Annotated in this window: 14 protein-coding genes; 12 read left to right on the top strand and 2 right to left on the bottom strand. The window is 54.7% G+C overall.

The features are described from left to right. Window positions 1-33: 33 nt before the first annotated feature. Window positions 34-1518 carry a guanosine-5'-triphosphate,3'-diphosphate diphosphatase gene (gene gppA / locus ELK40_RS21875; RefSeq protein ID WP_021242833.1) on the bottom strand — a complete coding sequence of 495 codons (1485 nt, stop codon included), beginning with the start codon at window positions 1516-1518 and terminating at the stop codon, window positions 34-36. A 6-nt stretch (window positions 1519-1524) separates the two neighbouring features. Further along, window positions 1525-2793 (bottom strand): ATP-dependent RNA helicase RhlB, encoded by a 1269-nt coding sequence (gene rhlB, locus ELK40_RS21870; protein ID WP_111963512.1) that lies wholly within the window; start codon window positions 2791-2793, stop codon window positions 1525-1527. Between the two features lie 144 nt (window positions 2794-2937). Here rhlB and trxA point away from each other — a divergent pair, with 144 nt between their 5' ends. The 12 genes from trxA (at window position 2938) to wecG (ending at window position 15963) form a co-directional block, all read left to right on the top strand. After that, window positions 2938-3267: a thioredoxin TrxA gene (gene trxA / locus ELK40_RS21865; protein WP_006179218.1), complete on the top strand. Its 330-nt coding sequence runs from the start codon at window positions 2938-2940 to the stop codon at window positions 3265-3267. 345 nt (window positions 3268-3612) lie between these two features. Beyond that, window positions 3613-4872 (top strand): transcription termination factor Rho, encoded by a 1260-nt coding sequence (rho, locus tag ELK40_RS21860; RefSeq protein WP_008501566.1) that lies wholly within the window; start codon window positions 3613-3615, stop codon window positions 4870-4872. Window positions 4873-5114: 242 nt separating this feature from the next. After that, window positions 5115-6218, top strand: coding sequence for a UDP-N-acetylglucosamine--undecaprenyl-phosphate N-acetylglucosaminephosphotransferase (gene wecA, locus ELK40_RS21855; RefSeq protein WP_115877004.1), 1104 nt, complete (start codon window positions 5115-5117; stop codon window positions 6216-6218). A gap of 13 nt (window positions 6219-6231) precedes the next feature. Beyond that, window positions 6232-7278 (top strand): ECA polysaccharide chain length modulation protein, encoded by a 1047-nt coding sequence (gene wzzE / locus ELK40_RS21850; RefSeq protein WP_111963515.1) that lies wholly within the window; start codon window positions 6232-6234, stop codon window positions 7276-7278. A gap of 56 nt (window positions 7279-7334) precedes the next feature. After that, window positions 7335-8465 carry a UDP-N-acetylglucosamine 2-epimerase (non-hydrolyzing) gene (gene wecB / locus ELK40_RS21845; protein ID WP_115877005.1) on the top strand — a complete coding sequence of 377 codons (1131 nt, stop codon included), beginning with the start codon at window positions 7335-7337 and terminating at the stop codon, window positions 8463-8465. Beyond that, on the top strand, window positions 8462-9724 hold the full coding sequence (gene wecC, locus ELK40_RS21840; RefSeq protein ID WP_127732604.1) for a UDP-N-acetyl-D-mannosamine dehydrogenase: 1263 nt from the start codon (window positions 8462-8464) through the stop codon (window positions 9722-9724). The genes wecB and wecC overlap by 4 nt, the downstream gene beginning before the upstream one ends. Then, entirely contained in the window at window positions 9721-10398 is a 678-nt protein-coding gene (gene rffC, locus ELK40_RS21835) for a dTDP-4-amino-4,6-dideoxy-D-galactose acyltransferase (protein WP_127732602.1), read from the top strand. The genes wecC and rffC overlap by 4 nt, the downstream gene beginning before the upstream one ends. A gap of 4 nt (window positions 10399-10402) precedes the next feature. Continuing rightward, window positions 10403-11533, top strand: a complete 1131-nt coding sequence (rffA, locus tag ELK40_RS21830; protein ID WP_023309640.1) for a dTDP-4-amino-4,6-dideoxygalactose transaminase — start codon at window positions 10403-10405, stop codon at window positions 11531-11533. 1 nt (window position 11534) lies between these two features. Further along, entirely contained in the window at window positions 11535-12785 is a 1251-nt protein-coding gene (gene wzxE / locus ELK40_RS21825; protein ID WP_111963520.1) for a lipid III flippase WzxE, read from the top strand. Continuing rightward, a complete protein-coding gene (locus tag ELK40_RS21820; protein ID WP_127732600.1) occupies window positions 12782-13861 on the top strand; it encodes a TDP-N-acetylfucosamine:lipid II N-acetylfucosaminyltransferase in 1080 nt (359 codons plus the stop codon). The genes wzxE and ELK40_RS21820 overlap by 4 nt, the downstream gene beginning before the upstream one ends. Further along, window positions 13858-15210: an ECA oligosaccharide polymerase gene (gene wzyE / locus ELK40_RS21815; protein ID WP_127732598.1), complete on the top strand. Its 1353-nt coding sequence runs from the start codon at window positions 13858-13860 to the stop codon at window positions 15208-15210. The genes ELK40_RS21820 and wzyE overlap by 4 nt, the downstream gene beginning before the upstream one ends. 12 nt (window positions 15211-15222) lie before the next feature. Continuing rightward, window positions 15223-15963 carry a lipopolysaccharide N-acetylmannosaminouronosyltransferase gene (gene wecG / locus ELK40_RS21810; RefSeq protein ID WP_115877011.1) on the top strand — a complete coding sequence of 247 codons (741 nt, stop codon included), beginning with the start codon at window positions 15223-15225 and terminating at the stop codon, window positions 15961-15963. Window positions 15964-16047 lie beyond the last annotated feature (84 nt).

Genomic DNA, 16047 nt, shown 5'->3' with positions numbered 1-16047 from the left:
AGGCGAAGCCGCCACCCGGCAATGTTCAGCGTATTACTTTACTTCCAGCACCCAGTGCACATAGCTCTGCCACTGGCACTCCTGCTCGATCATCTCGGCCCCTAACGGGTGACGTTCAATCCAGTTTTCCGGCAGCGTCAGCGAAAGCTTCTCGTCATCGGCCACAAGATTAATGGCTGGCAGCAAATCATCGCGGCGGCGGCTGGCAAACAGGATCGCCAGACGCAGCAGGCGGCAGAGATGCTCGGCCACGCGCGGCGGTACGGCGTTTTGCTGATGCAGAGAGGAGAGATCGACTGCATTGGTTTGGTTCAGCAGCAGCGTTGCCAGCAATTTTTTCTGCGCGGGCGTGTAGCCCGGTAAATCAAGGTTGCGGACCAGATACGCTGCGTGAGCCGGTGCCTGCTTAAAATCAATGCTCAGCCCTACTTCATGTAGCGCGCACGCGCTCAGGAGTAAATCCCGGCTCAGGTGATCAAGATCCCAGACGTTAGCGACCTGATCGGCGAAGCGTGACGCCAGCTGCGATACGCGTCCTGCCTGATCGATATCAACCAGAAAACGACGCTGCACGTTGCGCAGGGTACGGCTACGGATATCCTGATCGACCGACAGATGCAGCATCCCGTAGACCAGGCCTTCACGCAGCGCACCGCCGGCCAGGGTCATACACTGGATGTTCAGCTCGGTGAAAATAGCGATAAGAATGGCCAGCCCGCTCGGGAAGACCAGCGCGCGTTCGAGCGTCAGGCCTTCAATTTCCAGCTCTTCCAGGCGTCCGCACTGAATGGCGCGCTGTTTCAACTGCTGAAGCTTAGCAAGCGTAATCCGCTCGTCCATTCCCTGCGCCATCATGATTTCCTGCAGGGCCTGCACGGTCCCGGACGCACCCACGCAGACTTTCCAGCCGTGATAGCGCAGTTCATCCATGACCGGGCGTAATACCTCGCGCGCGGCGTTTTCCGCCTCGTCGAAGTTCTCTTTACCCAGATTACGATCGGTAAAGTAGCGCTCAAGCCAGGTCACGCAGCCCATCGAGAGGCTGAACAGCGACGTTGCCTGCGCGCCGGTGCCGGTCACAAGCTCGGTACTGGCACCGCCGATATCCACCACCAGGCGGCGATCGTCACCCCCCGTGGTGTGTGCAACTCCCTGATAAATCAGACGAGCTTCTTCTTCACCGCTGATAACCTGAACCGGGCAACCGAGAATTTCCTGCGCTCTGGCAATAAAATCCACGGCGTTAACCGCCAGGCGAAGTGTCGCAGTGGCGACGACGGTGATTTGGGCATGCGGGATATCCTGCAGACGCTCGGCAAAGAGTCGCAGACACTGCCAGCCACGTTCCATGGCTTCAGGTGAGAGGTGGTTATCGCTGCTCAGGCCCGCCGCGAGGCGGACCTTGCGCTTGATGCGCGTCAGCGTTTGTATGCTTCCCGCCACCTCGCGCACAACCAGCATATGAAAACTATTCGAACCGAGATCAATTGCCGCATAAAGCGAGGTGGAGCTGAGCATATTTTCTTAACCTGAACGACGACGATTACGCGGTGCGCCGCCTGAACGACGCGGACCATTGCCGGAGCGTGGGCGGGTTAGACGCTTAGGCGGCGGCAGTTCGCTTAACAGCGCTTCCGGATTGTATTTGCTCTGCGGGATAGAGTGACCGATATAAGTCTCAATGGCTGGGAGATTCAGCGCATACTCTTCACATGCAAGGCTAATAGAGTGTCCGCTTGCGCCCGCGCGACCGGTACGACCGATACGGTGTACGTAGTCTTCGCAGTCGTCTGGCAGATCGTAGTTAAAGACATGCGTCACGGCTGGAATGTGTAAACCACGTGCCGCCACGTCGGTTGCGACCAGAATATCGAGATCGCCACGGGTGAACTCTTCCAAAATACGCAGGCGTTTTTTCTGTGCGACGTCGCCGGTCAACAGGCCAACACGGTGACCGTCTGCAGCCAGATGGCCCCAGATGTCTTCACAACGATGTTTGGTGTTCGCAAAGATGATGGCGCGATCTGGCCACTCTTCTTCAATCAGCGTTTGCAGCAGACGCATTTTCTCTTCATTGGAAGGATAGAAGAGCTCTTCTTTAATGCGGTGACCCGTTTTCTGCTCAGGTTCCACTTCTACATATTCGGCGTTGTTCATCTGTTCGAATGCCAGTTCGCGTACGCGGTATGAGAGGGTTGCAGAGAACAGCATATTCAGACGCTGATTGGCCGGAGGCATACGGCGGAACAGCCAGCGAATGTCTTTAATGAAGCCGAGATCGTACATGCGGTCAGCTTCATCGAGCACCACAACCTGGATGGCACCGAGGTTAATGTGGTTCTGTTTGGCGTAATCGATAAGACGGCCGGTGGTACCGATCAGGATATCCACACCGCTTTCGAGCACTTTCAGCTGTTTATCGTAGCCGTCGCCGCCGTAGGCCAGGCCAATCTTCAGGCCCGTAGCCTGCGCCAGGGGTTCAGCGTCTGCGTGGATCTGTACCGCCAGTTCTCGCGTCGGGGCCATAATTAGCGCGCGCGGCTGGTTAACTTTGCGGTCTGCAATCGCTGGGTGAGAAAGTAAATAATGAAACGTTGACGTTAAAAACGCCATCGTTTTGCCGGTACCGGTTTGCGCCTGCCCGGCAACATCGCGACCGGCCAGCGTCAGCGGCAGCGCGAGGGCCTGAATGGGCGTGCAGTTATGAAACCCTTTATTTTCAAGGGCTTCAATCACCTTCGGGTGCAGCGCGAAGTCGGAAAACTTCTGTTCTGTTAAATGTGTTTTGCTCATAGTGTGGTAGAATATCAGCTTACTATTGCTTTACGAAAGCGTATCCGGTGAAATAAAGTCAACCTTTAGTTGGTTAATGCGACATCAACACGTCGTTGGTGGAGACAAAACCAACGTACCAGGCTTATTCCTGTGGAGTTATATATGAGCGATAAAATTATTCACCTGACTGACGACAGTTTTGACACGGACGTACTTAAGGCTGACGGGCTGATCCTCGTCGATTTCTGGGCTGAATGGTGTGGTCCTTGCAAAATGATCGCCCCGATTCTGGATGAGATCGCCGACGAATATCAGGGCAAACTGACCGTTGCCAAGCTGAACATCGACCAGAACCCGGGCACCGCACCAAAATACGGTATCCGTGGCATCCCAACCCTTCTGCTGTTCAAAAACGGCGAAGTGGCAGCGACCAAAGTGGGTGCGCTGTCCAAAGGTCAACTGAAAGAGTTCCTGGACGCTAACCTGGCGTAAGGTTTCTCCGCTGTGCGTTCAGAGCTCCCGGCTAAATGATGTGGAACTCTGGACGCCCGGCTGAAGTCGTGCTAAGTTAGCTATGACTTCGTTTTAAACATATCTTGTTGTTTGAATCTTGTTTTACCCGATACTTCCCGTTGTTGACATGAACAGTGCGTGAAGTGGCTAAATTCCGGGCTTGTCGCTCAATCCGTCTTGTCGTTTCAGTTCTGCGTTCTTTCCCTGTGACCAGACAGCGAACAGACATGAGTTGATGGCCGCTAAACAGGCATGGATGACCCTGCCATACCATTCACAACATTAAGTTCGAGAATCACCCCGAGTTTAAGAACCCACACCATTATGAATCTTACCGAATTAAAGAATACGCCGGTTTCTGAGCTGATCACTCTCGGCGAAAATATGGGGCTGGAAAACCAGGCTCGTATGCGCAAGCAGGACATCATTTTCGCCATCCTGAAGCAGCACGCTAAGAGTGGCGAAGATATCTTTGGCGACGGTGTGCTGGAGATATTGCAAGACGGATTTGGTTTCCTCCGCTCTGCAGACAGCTCCTACCTCGCCGGCCCTGACGACATCTACGTATCCCCCAGCCAAATCCGCCGTTTCAACCTCCGCACTGGTGACACCATTTCAGGTAAGATTCGTCCTCCTAAAGAGGGTGAACGCTACTTTGCGCTGTTGAAAGTCAATGAAGTTAACTTCGACAAACCGGAAAACTCGCGTAATAAGATCCTCTTTGAGAACTTAACGCCGCTGCACGCGAACTCTCGCCTGCGCATGGAGCGTGGTAACGGTTCTACTGAAGACTTAACCGCGCGTGTACTGGATCTGGCATCACCAATTGGTCGTGGCCAGCGTGGTCTGATTGTGGCGCCGCCAAAAGCGGGTAAAACCATGCTGCTGCAGAACATCGCTCAGAGCATCGCCTATAACCACCCAGACTGCGTGCTGATGGTGCTGCTGATTGACGAACGTCCGGAAGAAGTGACCGAGATGCAGCGTCTGGTTAAAGGTGAAGTGGTTGCTTCTACCTTCGACGAACCGGCATCTCGCCATGTTCAGGTAGCCGAAATGGTTATCGAGAAGGCGAAACGCCTGGTTGAGCACAAGAAAGACGTGATCATCCTGCTCGACTCCATCACTCGTCTGGCGCGTGCCTACAACACCGTGGTGCCGGCGTCCGGTAAAGTCCTGACCGGTGGTGTGGATGCTAACGCCCTGCATCGCCCAAAACGCTTCTTCGGTGCAGCACGTAACGTGGAAGAGGGCGGCAGCCTGACCATCATTGCGACGGCGCTGATCGATACCGGTTCTAAAATGGACGAAGTGATTTACGAAGAATTTAAAGGTACAGGCAACATGGAACTGCATCTTTCTCGTAAAATCGCTGAAAAACGCGTCTTCCCGGCTATCGACTACAACCGTTCCGGTACTCGTAAAGAAGAGCTGCTCACCACCCAGGAAGAGCTGCAGAAAATGTGGATCCTGCGTAAAATCATCCATCCAATGGGTGAAATCGACGCAATGGAGTTCCTCATTAACAAACTGGCGATGACCAAAACCAACGACGATTTCTTTGACATGATGAAACGCTCGTAACGCAAATAAAGCCAGCAAACGCCACGTTTTTACGTGGCGTTTTTCTTTTATGGACTATACGCTAGTACCATCTACTCCCAATTTTGACCGGTCGGTGCGACAATAGGGCCGTTTCTGCAGCCAAAGAAATAATTGATTGAAAAATATACAAAGGGAGTTGTAAGAAGCCATCTTTATTACTTCTGAGGCTGTGGCTTCATGGTTATACTTCCGGGACTAACATTTGTTGAGAGCAATCCATTGTGAATCTATTCACCGCCGTTACTGAACTGATCAGTATTTTTTTATTCACAACCTGTTTTTTGTTCATTGCGCGCAAGGTGGCAAAACGAATAGGGTTGGTGGATAAGCCTAATTTTCGTAAACGCCATCAGGGACTTATTCCTTTAGTCGGCGGGATTTCTGTTTACGCAGGGATTTGCTTCACGTTTGGTATTGCTGACTATTATATCCCGCATGCCGCCCTCTATATTGCCTGCGCCGGTGTCCTGGTGTTAGTCGGGGCTCTTGATGACCGCTTCGATATCGCGGTGAAAATACGCGCCACCGTTCAGGCGGCCATTGGCGTGGTGATGATGGTTGTCGGCGGACTGTATCTGCGTAGCCTCGGCTATGTGTTTGGCCCGTGGGAGTTAGTTCTGGGTCCATTTGGCTTCTTCCTGACGCTCTTTGCCGTCTGGGCGGCAATCAATGCTTTCAACATGGTGGACGGCATTGACGGCCTGCTCGGTGGACTGTCATCCGTTTCTTTCGCCGCTATTGGCATTATCTTATGGTTTGATGGCCAGTACAGCCTGGCAATGTGGTGTTTTGCCATGATTGCCGCCATTCTGCCTTATATCCTCTTAAACCTCGGCGTGCTGGGCCGTCGCTATAAAGTCTTTATGGGGGACGCGGGCAGTACGCTGATTGGTTTTACGGTTATCTGGATCCTGCTTGAAACCACGCAGGGTCAAACCCACCCGATAAGTCCGGTAACCGCGCTTTGGATTATTGCCATTCCATTGATGGATATGGTGGCGATTATGTATCGCCGCCTGCGCAAAGGGATGAGTCCTTTCTCTCCAGACCGCCAACACATTCATCATCTCATCATGCGTGCGGGTTTTACTTCTCGTCAGGCGTTTGTGCTGATTACTCTGGCCGCTGCTCTTTTGGCCGCAATTGGCGTAGCTGCAGAATATTCTCATATCATTCCTGAGTGGGTTATGTTGGCATTATTCTTGCTAGCATTTTTCCTGTACGGCTACTGCATCAAGCGCGCATGGAAAGTAGCGCGGTTCATAAAACGTATTAAACGCCGGATGCGTCGTAACAGTGGCAAAAACACAACATTAACTAAGTAAAACCGGGACTATGATGACTCAACCGTTGGCGGGAGCGAAATCAGTGGTAACTGAGAATGAACTGGATATTCGGGGTTTGTTTCGCGTGTTATGGGCAGGCAAACTTTGGATTGCGGGGATCGCGCTGGGTTTTGCACTGTTAGCGCTGGCCTATACGTTCTTTGCAAAACAAGAATGGAGCTCCACGGCAATCACGGACAAACCAACGGTTAACATGCTTGGGGGATACTATTCCCAGCAGCAATTCCTGCGAAACCTGGATATCAAAGCCAACCTCGCCACGCCAGATCAGGTCTCCGTTATGGATGAGGCTTATAAAGAGTTTGTGATGCAACTGGCTTCGTGGGATACGCGCCGCGACTTCTGGTCTCAGACGGATTATTACAAGCAGCGTCGGGTTGATAACACTAAAGCCGATGCCGCTCTGCTGGACGATCTGATTAACAATATTCAGTTTATGCCGGGCGACGCGCTGCGTAACGTGAACGACAGCGTCAAACTGATTGCAGAAACCGCGCCGGATGCTAACAACCTGTTGCGTCAGTATGTCGCGTTTGCCAGCCAGCGTGCCGCAAGCCATCTTAACGAAGAGCTTAAAGGCGCCTGGGCGGCTCGTACAATCCAGATGAAAGCACAGGTGAAACGTCAGGAAGAGGTGGCTAAAGCCATTTTCGCTCGTCGTGTTCATAATATTGAGCAGGCGCTGAAAATTGCGGAACAGCACAATATTTCCCGCACTGAGACGGACGTGCCGGCTGATGAGCTGCCTGATTCAGAGATGTTCCTCCTTGGCCGCCCCATGCTGCAGGCGCGCCTGGAAAACCTCCAGGCCGTCGGTCCTGATTTTGACCTCGATTACGATCAAAATCGCGCGATGCTCAACACGCTTAATGTAGGTCCTTCTCTGGACCCGCGTTTTCAGACCTATCGTTATTTGCGAACGCCTGAAGAACCTGTAAAACGCGATAGTCCGCGTCGTGCATTCCTGATGATTATGTGGGGGATTGTAGGCGCACTGACGGGCGCTGGCGTGGCGTTAACGCGTCGTCGCAAAAACTAAGAACGCCGTCTACGATGAAGGCTGCGGCCTTCATCGCCTAATCGAAGAGAATCGATGTGAAAGTACTAACCGTATTTGGCACCAGGCCGGAGGCCATTAAGATGGCACCTCTGGTTCATGCGCTGGCCAGCGATCCGGATATTGAAGCAAAAGTCTGCGTCACGGCCCAGCACCGTGAGATGCTCGACCAGGTCTTAACGCTCTTTTCCATCGTCCCGGATTACGACCTCAATATTATGAAACCGGGGCAAGGTTTAACGGAGATAACCTGTCGCATTCTGCAAGAGCTTAAGCCGATCCTGGAGTCATTCAAGCCTGACGTGGTGCTGGTACACGGTGACACCACCACTACCGTGGCGACAAGCCTGGCCGCGTTTTACCAGCGAATTCCTGTGGGGCATGTTGAGGCGGGTTTGCGTACCGGCAATCTTTATTCGCCGTGGCCGGAGGAGGCCAACCGCACGTTAACGGGCCATCTGGCGATGTACCACTTTGCGCCAACGGAAAATTCTCGTCAGAACCTGCTGCGTGAAAATATCGCCGATAACAAAATCTTTGTGACAGGCAATACGGTCATTGATGCGTTAATTTGGGTGCGTGACCGCGTTCTGGCAAATAGCGATCTTCAGAAAGACCTCGCTGCCCGCTATCCATTCCTGCACAACGGCAAAAAAACCATCCTGGTCACCGGCCACCGTCGCGAAAGCTTTGGCCGGGGTTTTGAGCAAATCTGTCACGCGCTGGCTGAAATCGCTGCGGAAAATGACGATGTGCAAATTGTCTATCCGGTCCATCTCAATCCTAACGTCAGCGAGCCGGTTAATCGCATTCTGGGCCATGTCGACAATGTTCTACTGATTGAACCGCAGGACTACATGCCGTTTGTCTGGCTAATGAATCACGCCTGGCTGATCCTCACCGATTCCGGCGGCATTCAGGAAGAAGCGCCCTCTCTCGGCAAGCCGGTACTGGTGATGCGTGAAACGACCGAACGTCCGGAAGCCGTCAAAGCCGGTACGGTGCGTCTGGTCGGCACCAACGCGCAGCTCATCGTCGAAGAGGTCACGCGCCTGCTGCATGACGATGAAGCGTATCAGGCGATGAGCCGGGCCCATAATCCGTATGGAGACGGGCAGGCTTGTGGCCGTATTTTGCATGCACTTAAACACAATCGGGTATCGCTATGAGTTTTACTACCATCTCTGTCATTGGTCTTGGCTACATTGGCTTGCCTACTGCGGCCGCGTTTGCCTCTCGTCAAAAACAGGTTGTCGGTGTGGATATTAACGCCCGCGCGGTAGAAACCATTAACCGTGGCGAAATTCATATTGTGGAACCCGATCTGGATCGTGTGGTGAAAGAGGCGGTGGAAGGAGGCTTCCTGCATGCCAGCACGACGCCCGTTGAAGCGGATGCCTATCTAATTGCAGTCCCAACCCCCTTTAAAGGCGACCACGAGCCCGACATGGCGTTCGTCGAGGCGGCGGCAAAATCAATCGCGCCTGTGTTGAAAAAAGGGGCGTTGGTGATCCTCGAGTCCACGTCTCCGGTGGGGGCGACTGAACAGATGTCGCAGTGGCTGGCAGAGGCCCGTCCAGACCTGAGCTTCCCGCAGCAGGTTGGCGAGCAGGCGGATATCAACATCGCCTACTGCCCGGAGCGCGTACTCCCGGGCCAGGTCATGGTCGAACTGATTAAAAACGACCGCGTCATTGGCGGTATGACGCCAGTCTGTTCCGAACGTGCCAGCGCGCTGTATAAGATTTTCCTGGAAGGTGAGTGCGTGGTGACAAACTCCCGCACCGCCGAGATGTGCAAGCTGACGGAAAACAGCTTCCGTGACGTGAATATCGCCTTTGCGAACGAACTTTCACTCATCTGCGCCGATCAGGGAATTAACGTCTGGGAGCTGATTAGCCTGGCGAATCGCCATCCGCGTGTGAATATTCTCCAGCCAGGCCCGGGGGTGGGCGGACACTGTATTGCCGTCGACCCGTGGTTTATCGTGGCGCAGAATCCAGCGCAGGCGCGCCTGATTCGCACCGCGCGTGAAGTGAACGACAGCAAACCTCACTGGGTGCTCAATCAGGTCAAAACCACGGTAGCGGATTGTCTGGCAGAGAGCGGCAAGCGCGCCAGCGAGCTGAAAATTGCCTGTTTCGGTCTGGCATTCAAACCCAACATTGACGATCTGCGTGAAAGCCCGGCGATGGAAATTGCTGAGATGATTGCCGGATGGCACAAGGGTGAAACGCAGGTGGTTGAGCCGAATATCCATGAATTGCCGACAAAACTGGCGGGGCACTGCACGCTGACGGCGCTGGATGAAGCGCTCGCGACGGCGGACGTGCTGGTGCTGCTGGTGGATCACAAAGAGTTTAAAGCGACATCCGCTAATGCGGTGCGTCAGCAGTATGTAGTTGATACCAAAGGTGTCTGGCGTTGAACAGCCTGAACGGGGTACTCGAGCCCCTGCAGTGGGAGAGTACCTTTTTCAGTCTGCCGTCGGCCATCGTGCGTCTGAGCAATGACGCGCCGGTACTGACTGAACCGGATTTTACCGCCTGGCAACGGGTGCAGGCTAAGATCCCGGCAGAGCGTACCGATCTGCTTGACGCGCTCCAGCAACACGGCTTTCAGCTGGTTGAAGGTGAGGTAGACTTTTCCATTACCCTTACCCGGCATGATGTGCCCGGTGCGGAAATGGCAACGGAAAAGGACATCCCCGTCCTGCGTCAGATGGCGGCCCAGGCGTTTGCGCAGAGCCGCTTTCGTGCGCCCTGGTATGCACCTGACGATAGCGGGCGTTTCTATGCCCAGTGGGTAGAGAATGCGGTTAAAGGCGCCTTTGACCACGTCTGCCTGGTTTTCCGTGCAGGAGACGGTCAAATCCAGGGGTTCGTCTCACTGCGTAAGCTCAACGAGCGCGAGGCGCGTATTGGCTTATTAGCCGGGCGCGGCATGGGTGAAAAACTCATGCAGGCGGCGCTGCACTGGGCGCAACAGCAACAGCTTGTGACGCTGCGGGTGGCGACCCAGGTGGGCAACACCGCGGCGCTTAAACGTTATATTGCGAGTGGTGCCAACATCGACGCCACCGCCTACTGGTTATACAGGTGACAAGATGATTCCATTTAACGCACCACCCGTTGTCGGAACTGAACTCGACTATATGCAGTCTGCTATGGGCAGCGGCAAACTCTGTGGTGACGGCGGTTTCACCCGGCGCTGTCAGCAGTGGATGGAACAGCGTTTTCGCAGCGCCAAAGTGCTGCTGACCCCGTCCTGTACGGCATCGCTGGAAATGGCGGCACTGCTGCTGGATATCCAGCCCGGTGATGAAGTGATTATGCCGAGCTATACCTTCGTTTCCACGGCGAATGCTTTTGTCCTGCGCGGGGCGAAAATTGTTTTTGTGGATATCCGCCCGGATACCATGAACATTGATGAGACGCTGATTGAAGCGGCGATCACTGACAAAACGCGCGCGATCGTGCCGGTTCACTACGCGGGCGTGGCCTGTGAAATGGACACCATCATGGCGATCGCCAAAAAACATAACCTGTTTGTGGTGGAAGATGCCGCGCAGGGCGTGATGTCCACCTATAAGGGACGCGCGCTGGGCACGATTGGCCACATCGGCTGCTTTAGCTTCCACGAAACCAAAAACTACACGGCGGGTGGAGAAGGTGGTGCGACGCTGATTAACGACCGGGCTCTCGTGGAGCGTGCAGAAGTGATCCGCGAAAAAGGCACTAACCGCAGCCAGTTCTTCCGGGGGCAGGTAGACAAATACACCTGGCGCGATATCGGCTCCAGCTATTTGATGGCGGATCTGCAGGCTGCGTACCTGTGGGCGCAGCTGGAAGCGGCGGAGCGTATCAACCTTCAGCGTCTTTCCCTGTGGCAAACCTATTACGATGCGCTTGAGCCTCTGGCAAAAGCCGGGCGTATTGAACTGCCAACCATCCCGGCAGATTGCGTCCACAACGCGCATATGTTCTACATCAAGCTGCGCGATAACGACGACCGCAGCGAGCTCATCGCCTGGCTGAAAGAGGCCGAAATTATGGCGGTGTTCCACTATATCCCGCTGCACTCCAGTCCGGCCGGCGAAGCGTTTGGCACGTTTGCGGGTGAAGACCGCTACACCACTAAAGAAAGTGAGCGTTTGCTTCGCCTGCCACTGTTCTACAACCTCGCGCCCGTTAACCAGCGTACGGTGATTAATACCCTTCTGAGTTATTTCGGCTGATATGTCTCTGGCAAAAGCATCGGTGTGGACCGCCGCGTCCACGCTTGTAAAAATTGGCGCCGGGCTGTTGGTCGTCAAGCTGCTGGCCGTTTCATTTGGCCCCTCTGGTGTGGGGCTGGCGGGTAATTTCCGTCAGCTTATCACCGTCCTTGGTGTGCTGGCCGGTGCCGGTATCTTCAACGGCGTGACCAAATACGTTGCGCAGTATCACGATGATGCGGCTCAGCTGCGCAGAGTGGTGGGCACCTCTTCGGCTATGGTCACGGGTTTTTCAACCCTGATGGCGATTGTCTTTCTGCTGGCGGCGGCACCCATCAGCCAGGGATTGTTCGGGCACACCCATTACCAGGGGCTGGTGCGTCTGGTCGCATTGGTTCAGATGGGGATTGCCTGGGCTAACCTGCTGCTGGCGCTGATGAAAGGGTTTCGTGATGCTGCCGGAAACGCGCTTGCGTTAATCCTGGGCAGCGTCATCGGCGTGATTGCCTATTACTTTTGCTATCGCCTGGGCGGCTATGAAGGCGCACTGCTGGGGCTTGCGCTGGTCCCGGCGCTGGTGGTTGTGCCTGCGGCATTTATGCTGATGCGCCGGGGCGTCATCCCTCTTAGCTACCTGAAACCGCAATGGGACAAGGTCCTTGCCAGCCAGCTGGGTAAATTTACCCTGATGGCGCTCATTACCTCCGTCACGCTGCCGGTGGCCTACGTGATGATGCGAAACCTGCTGGCAGCGCATTATAGCTGGGATGAGGTCGGGATCTGGCAGGGCGTAAGCAGTATTTCCGACGCCTATCTCCAGTTTATTACGGCTTCCTTTAGCGTTTACCTGCTGCCAACCTTATCGCGACTGACGTCCAGACAGGAAATAACGCGCGAGATTTTCCGATCGCTGCGTTTTGTGTTACCGGCCGTCGCGGCTGCCAGCTTTACCGTCTGGCTACTGCGCGATGTCGCCATCTGGCTGCTGTTCTCGGCGAAATTCATCGCCATGCGCGATCTCTTTGCCTGGCAGCTGGTGGGGGATGTGCTGAAAGTGGGTGCATACGTTTTCGGCTACCTGGTGATTGCAAAAGCGTCCCTGCGGCTGTATATCCTGGCGGAAATTAGCCAGTTTGCGTTACTGACAGCATTTTCGCACTGGCTGATACCCATGCACGGCGCGCTGGGGGCGGCTCAGGCTTACATGGCAACCTATATCGTTTATTTCGCTGCCTGTTGCGGCGTATTTTTATTGTGGCGTAAACGCGCATGACTGCACTGATTCACATCCTGGGATCGGACATCCCACACCATAACCAGACCGTTTTGCGGTTCTTCAACGACGAGCTGGCATCGGGTAATCCAGATGCGCGTGAGTTTATGGTTGCAGGTCAGGATAAGGGCCTGAGCGAGGCGTTTCCGGCGCTGACGATTCGCTTCTGGCCGGACAAGGCCACGCTGGCGAAGGCGGTTGTTGCCAAAGCGAAAGCCGACCGCGAGCAACGATTCTTCTTCCACGGACAGTTTAATACCGGGCTATGGCTGGCGCTTCTCAGCGGGGGGGTTAAACCCTCCCAGTGCAGCTGGCATATCTGGGGAGCCGATCTCTACGAAGTCTCCCGAGGCTGGAAATTCCGTCTTTTCTATCCGTTGCGCCGCATGGCGCAGGGGCGCGTGGGCTGCGTTTTTGCTACCCGCGGCGATCTCAACTATTTTGCTAAACAGCACTCCAACGTGCGCGGCGAGTTGCTTTATTTCCCCACCCGCATGGATCCGGCGCTTAACGCCATGGCGAATGACACGGTGCGTGAAGGCAAACTAACGATCCTGGTGGGGAATTCCGGCGATCGTAGTAACGAACACGTCGCGGCGCTCAGGGCGGTGCATCAGCAGTTCGGCGACACGGTGAACGTGGTGGTGCCGATGGGCTATCCTGCCAATAACGACGCTTACATAGATGAGGTTCGCCGACAGGGGCTTGCGCTGTTTAGCGCAGAAAATCTGCACATTCTCAGCGATAAGCTGGAATTTGAGGAATATCTCGCGCTGCTGAGAAAATGCGATCTCGGCTATTTCATCTTTGCCCGACAGCAGGGGATTGGCACGCTATGTCTGCTGATTCAGGCGGGGGTACCGTGCGTGCTAAACCGCGAGAACCCGTTCTGGCAGGACATGGCCGAGCAGCATATTCCCGTGCTGTTTACCTCAGACACGCTGAACGTCGAGGTGGTACGGGAAGCCCAACGCCAGCTCACGCTGGTGGATAAAAATAGCATTGATTTTTTCAGCCCGAATTATCTCACACCGTGGCACCGCGCGCTGCGTATCGCTTCAGGAGACAAAGTATGAGTCAGTTGCAATTCAGCGGCTTACTGATTGTCTGGCTTCTGAGCACCCTGTTTATCGCCACGCTTACCTGGTTTGAATTCCGCCGGGTGCGCTTCAACTTTAACGTGTTCTTCTCGTTACTGTTTCTGCTGACCTTCTTTTTCGGCTTCCCGCTAACCAGCATTCTGGTATTCCGTTTTGACGTGAGCGTCGCACCGCCGGAAATCCTGCTCCAGGCGCTTCTGGCGGCAACCTGCTTCTATGCCGTCTACTACGTCACCTATAAAACGCGTCTGCGTTCAGCGCAGACAGTTGCCCCGCGTCGGGCGCTCTTTACCATGAATAGGGTGGAGACCCACCTGACGTGGGTGATGCTGATGACCATCGCCCTGGTCAGCGTCGGCATCTTCTTCATGCATAACGGCTTCCTGCTGTTTAAGCTCCACTCCTACAGCCAGATTTTTTCGGCCGAGGTTTCGGGCGTGGCGCTTAAGCGTTTCTTCTACTTCTTCATCCCGGCGATGCTGGTGGTCTTCTTCCTGCGCCAGGACAGCAAAGCGTGGCTGTTCTTCCTGGTTAGCACCGTCGCGTTTGGCATCCTGACCTACATGATCGTGGGCGGCACGCGCGCGAACATCATCATCGCCTTCGCGATCTTCCTGTTTATCGGCATCATCCGCGGCTGGATCTCATTGTGGATGCTGGTTGCGGCAGGCGCGTTTGGCATTGTGGGTATGTTCTGGCTGGCGCTAAAGCGCTATGGAATGAACGTGGCGGGAGATGAGGCGTTTTACACGTTCCTTTACCTGACGCGCGATACCTTCTCGCCGTGGGAAAACCTGGCGTTGCTGCTGCAAAACTATGACAAGATTGATTTCCAGGGGCTGGCGCCGATTGTTCGCGACTTCTACGTCTTTATCCCTTCCTGGCTATGGCCGGACCGGCCTGGCGTGGTGCTTAACACGGCAAATTACTTTACCTGGGAAGTGCTGAACAACCATTCTGGTCTGGCAATCTCGCCAACGCTGATTGGTTCCCTGGTGGTGATGGGAGGAGCGTGGTTCATTCTCCCCGGGGCGGTTGCCGTGGGGCTGATTATCAAGTGGTTCGACTGGCTTTACGTGCGTGGAAACGAAGAGACCAACCGCTATAAGGCCGCCATTTTGCACAGTTTCTGCTTTGGTGCCATTTTCAATATGATCGTTCTGGCGCGCGAAGGGCTGGACTCGTTCGTTTCGCGCGTGGTGTTCTTCATGGTTGTTTTCGGCCTCTGCCTGTTACTGGCCAAACTGCTGTACTGGCTGTTTGACAGCGCAGGGCTTGTGCACAGGCGCGAGCGGCAGGGCAGCACAACGCTGTCGCAAGTCTGAGTAAGGATAGTAATGACTGATAAAATTTCTGCACCGCGCTATGCGCTACGTGGCCTGCAGCTTATTGGCTGGCGCGACATGCAGCACGCGCTGGACTTTCTTTTCGCCGACGGCCAGATGAAATCCGGTACGCTGGTGGCGATCAACGCGGAAAAAATGCTGGCGGTTGAGGATAACGCGGAAGTCAAAAGCCTGATTGAAGCGGCGGAATTTAAATATGCGGACGGGATAAGCGTGGTCCGCTCTATCCGTAAAAAGTATCCTGACGCTAATGTTTCCCGCGTGGCGGGGGCCGATCTCTGGGAGCAGCTTATGGCCCGCGCAGGTGAACAGGGCACGCCCGTGTTCCTGATTGGCGGGAAGCCGGAGATACTGGCCCAGACGGAGGAGAAACTGCGTCGTCAATGGAATGTTAATATTGTCGGCAGTCAGGATGGTTACTTCAAACCGGAAGATCGGCAGGCTCTGTTTGAGCGCGTTCGTGACAGCGGGGCGAAGATTGTCACCGTGGCGATGGGCTCCCCGCGCCAGGAGATCCTGATGCGCGACTGCCGTCTGGTCTGTCCGGATGCCCTCTACATGGGCGTCGGCGGTACGTACGATGTCTTTACCGGCCACGTTAAGCGTGCGCCCAAGGTCTGGCAAAATCTGGGGCTGGAGTGGCTGTACCGTCTGCTATCGCAACCGACGCGCATTAAACGACAGATCCGTCTGCTTCGCTACCTCGCCTGGCATTACACCGGGAAAATGTAATCAAAATGTAGCGCGATATGCTATTCGCGCTGCAACTCGCCTGCAAAACTGCTGATAATCTGTGCAATGCATTCATTTTTTTAA

The sequence above is a fragment of the Enterobacter sp. N18-03635 genome (assembly GCF_004006055.1).
GTDB classification, from domain to species: Bacteria; Pseudomonadota; Gammaproteobacteria; order Enterobacterales; family Enterobacteriaceae; genus Enterobacter; species Enterobacter vonholyi.
Note: the sequence above shows the minus strand (reverse complement) of the source record. Positions and strands in the feature narration are given on the sequence as shown.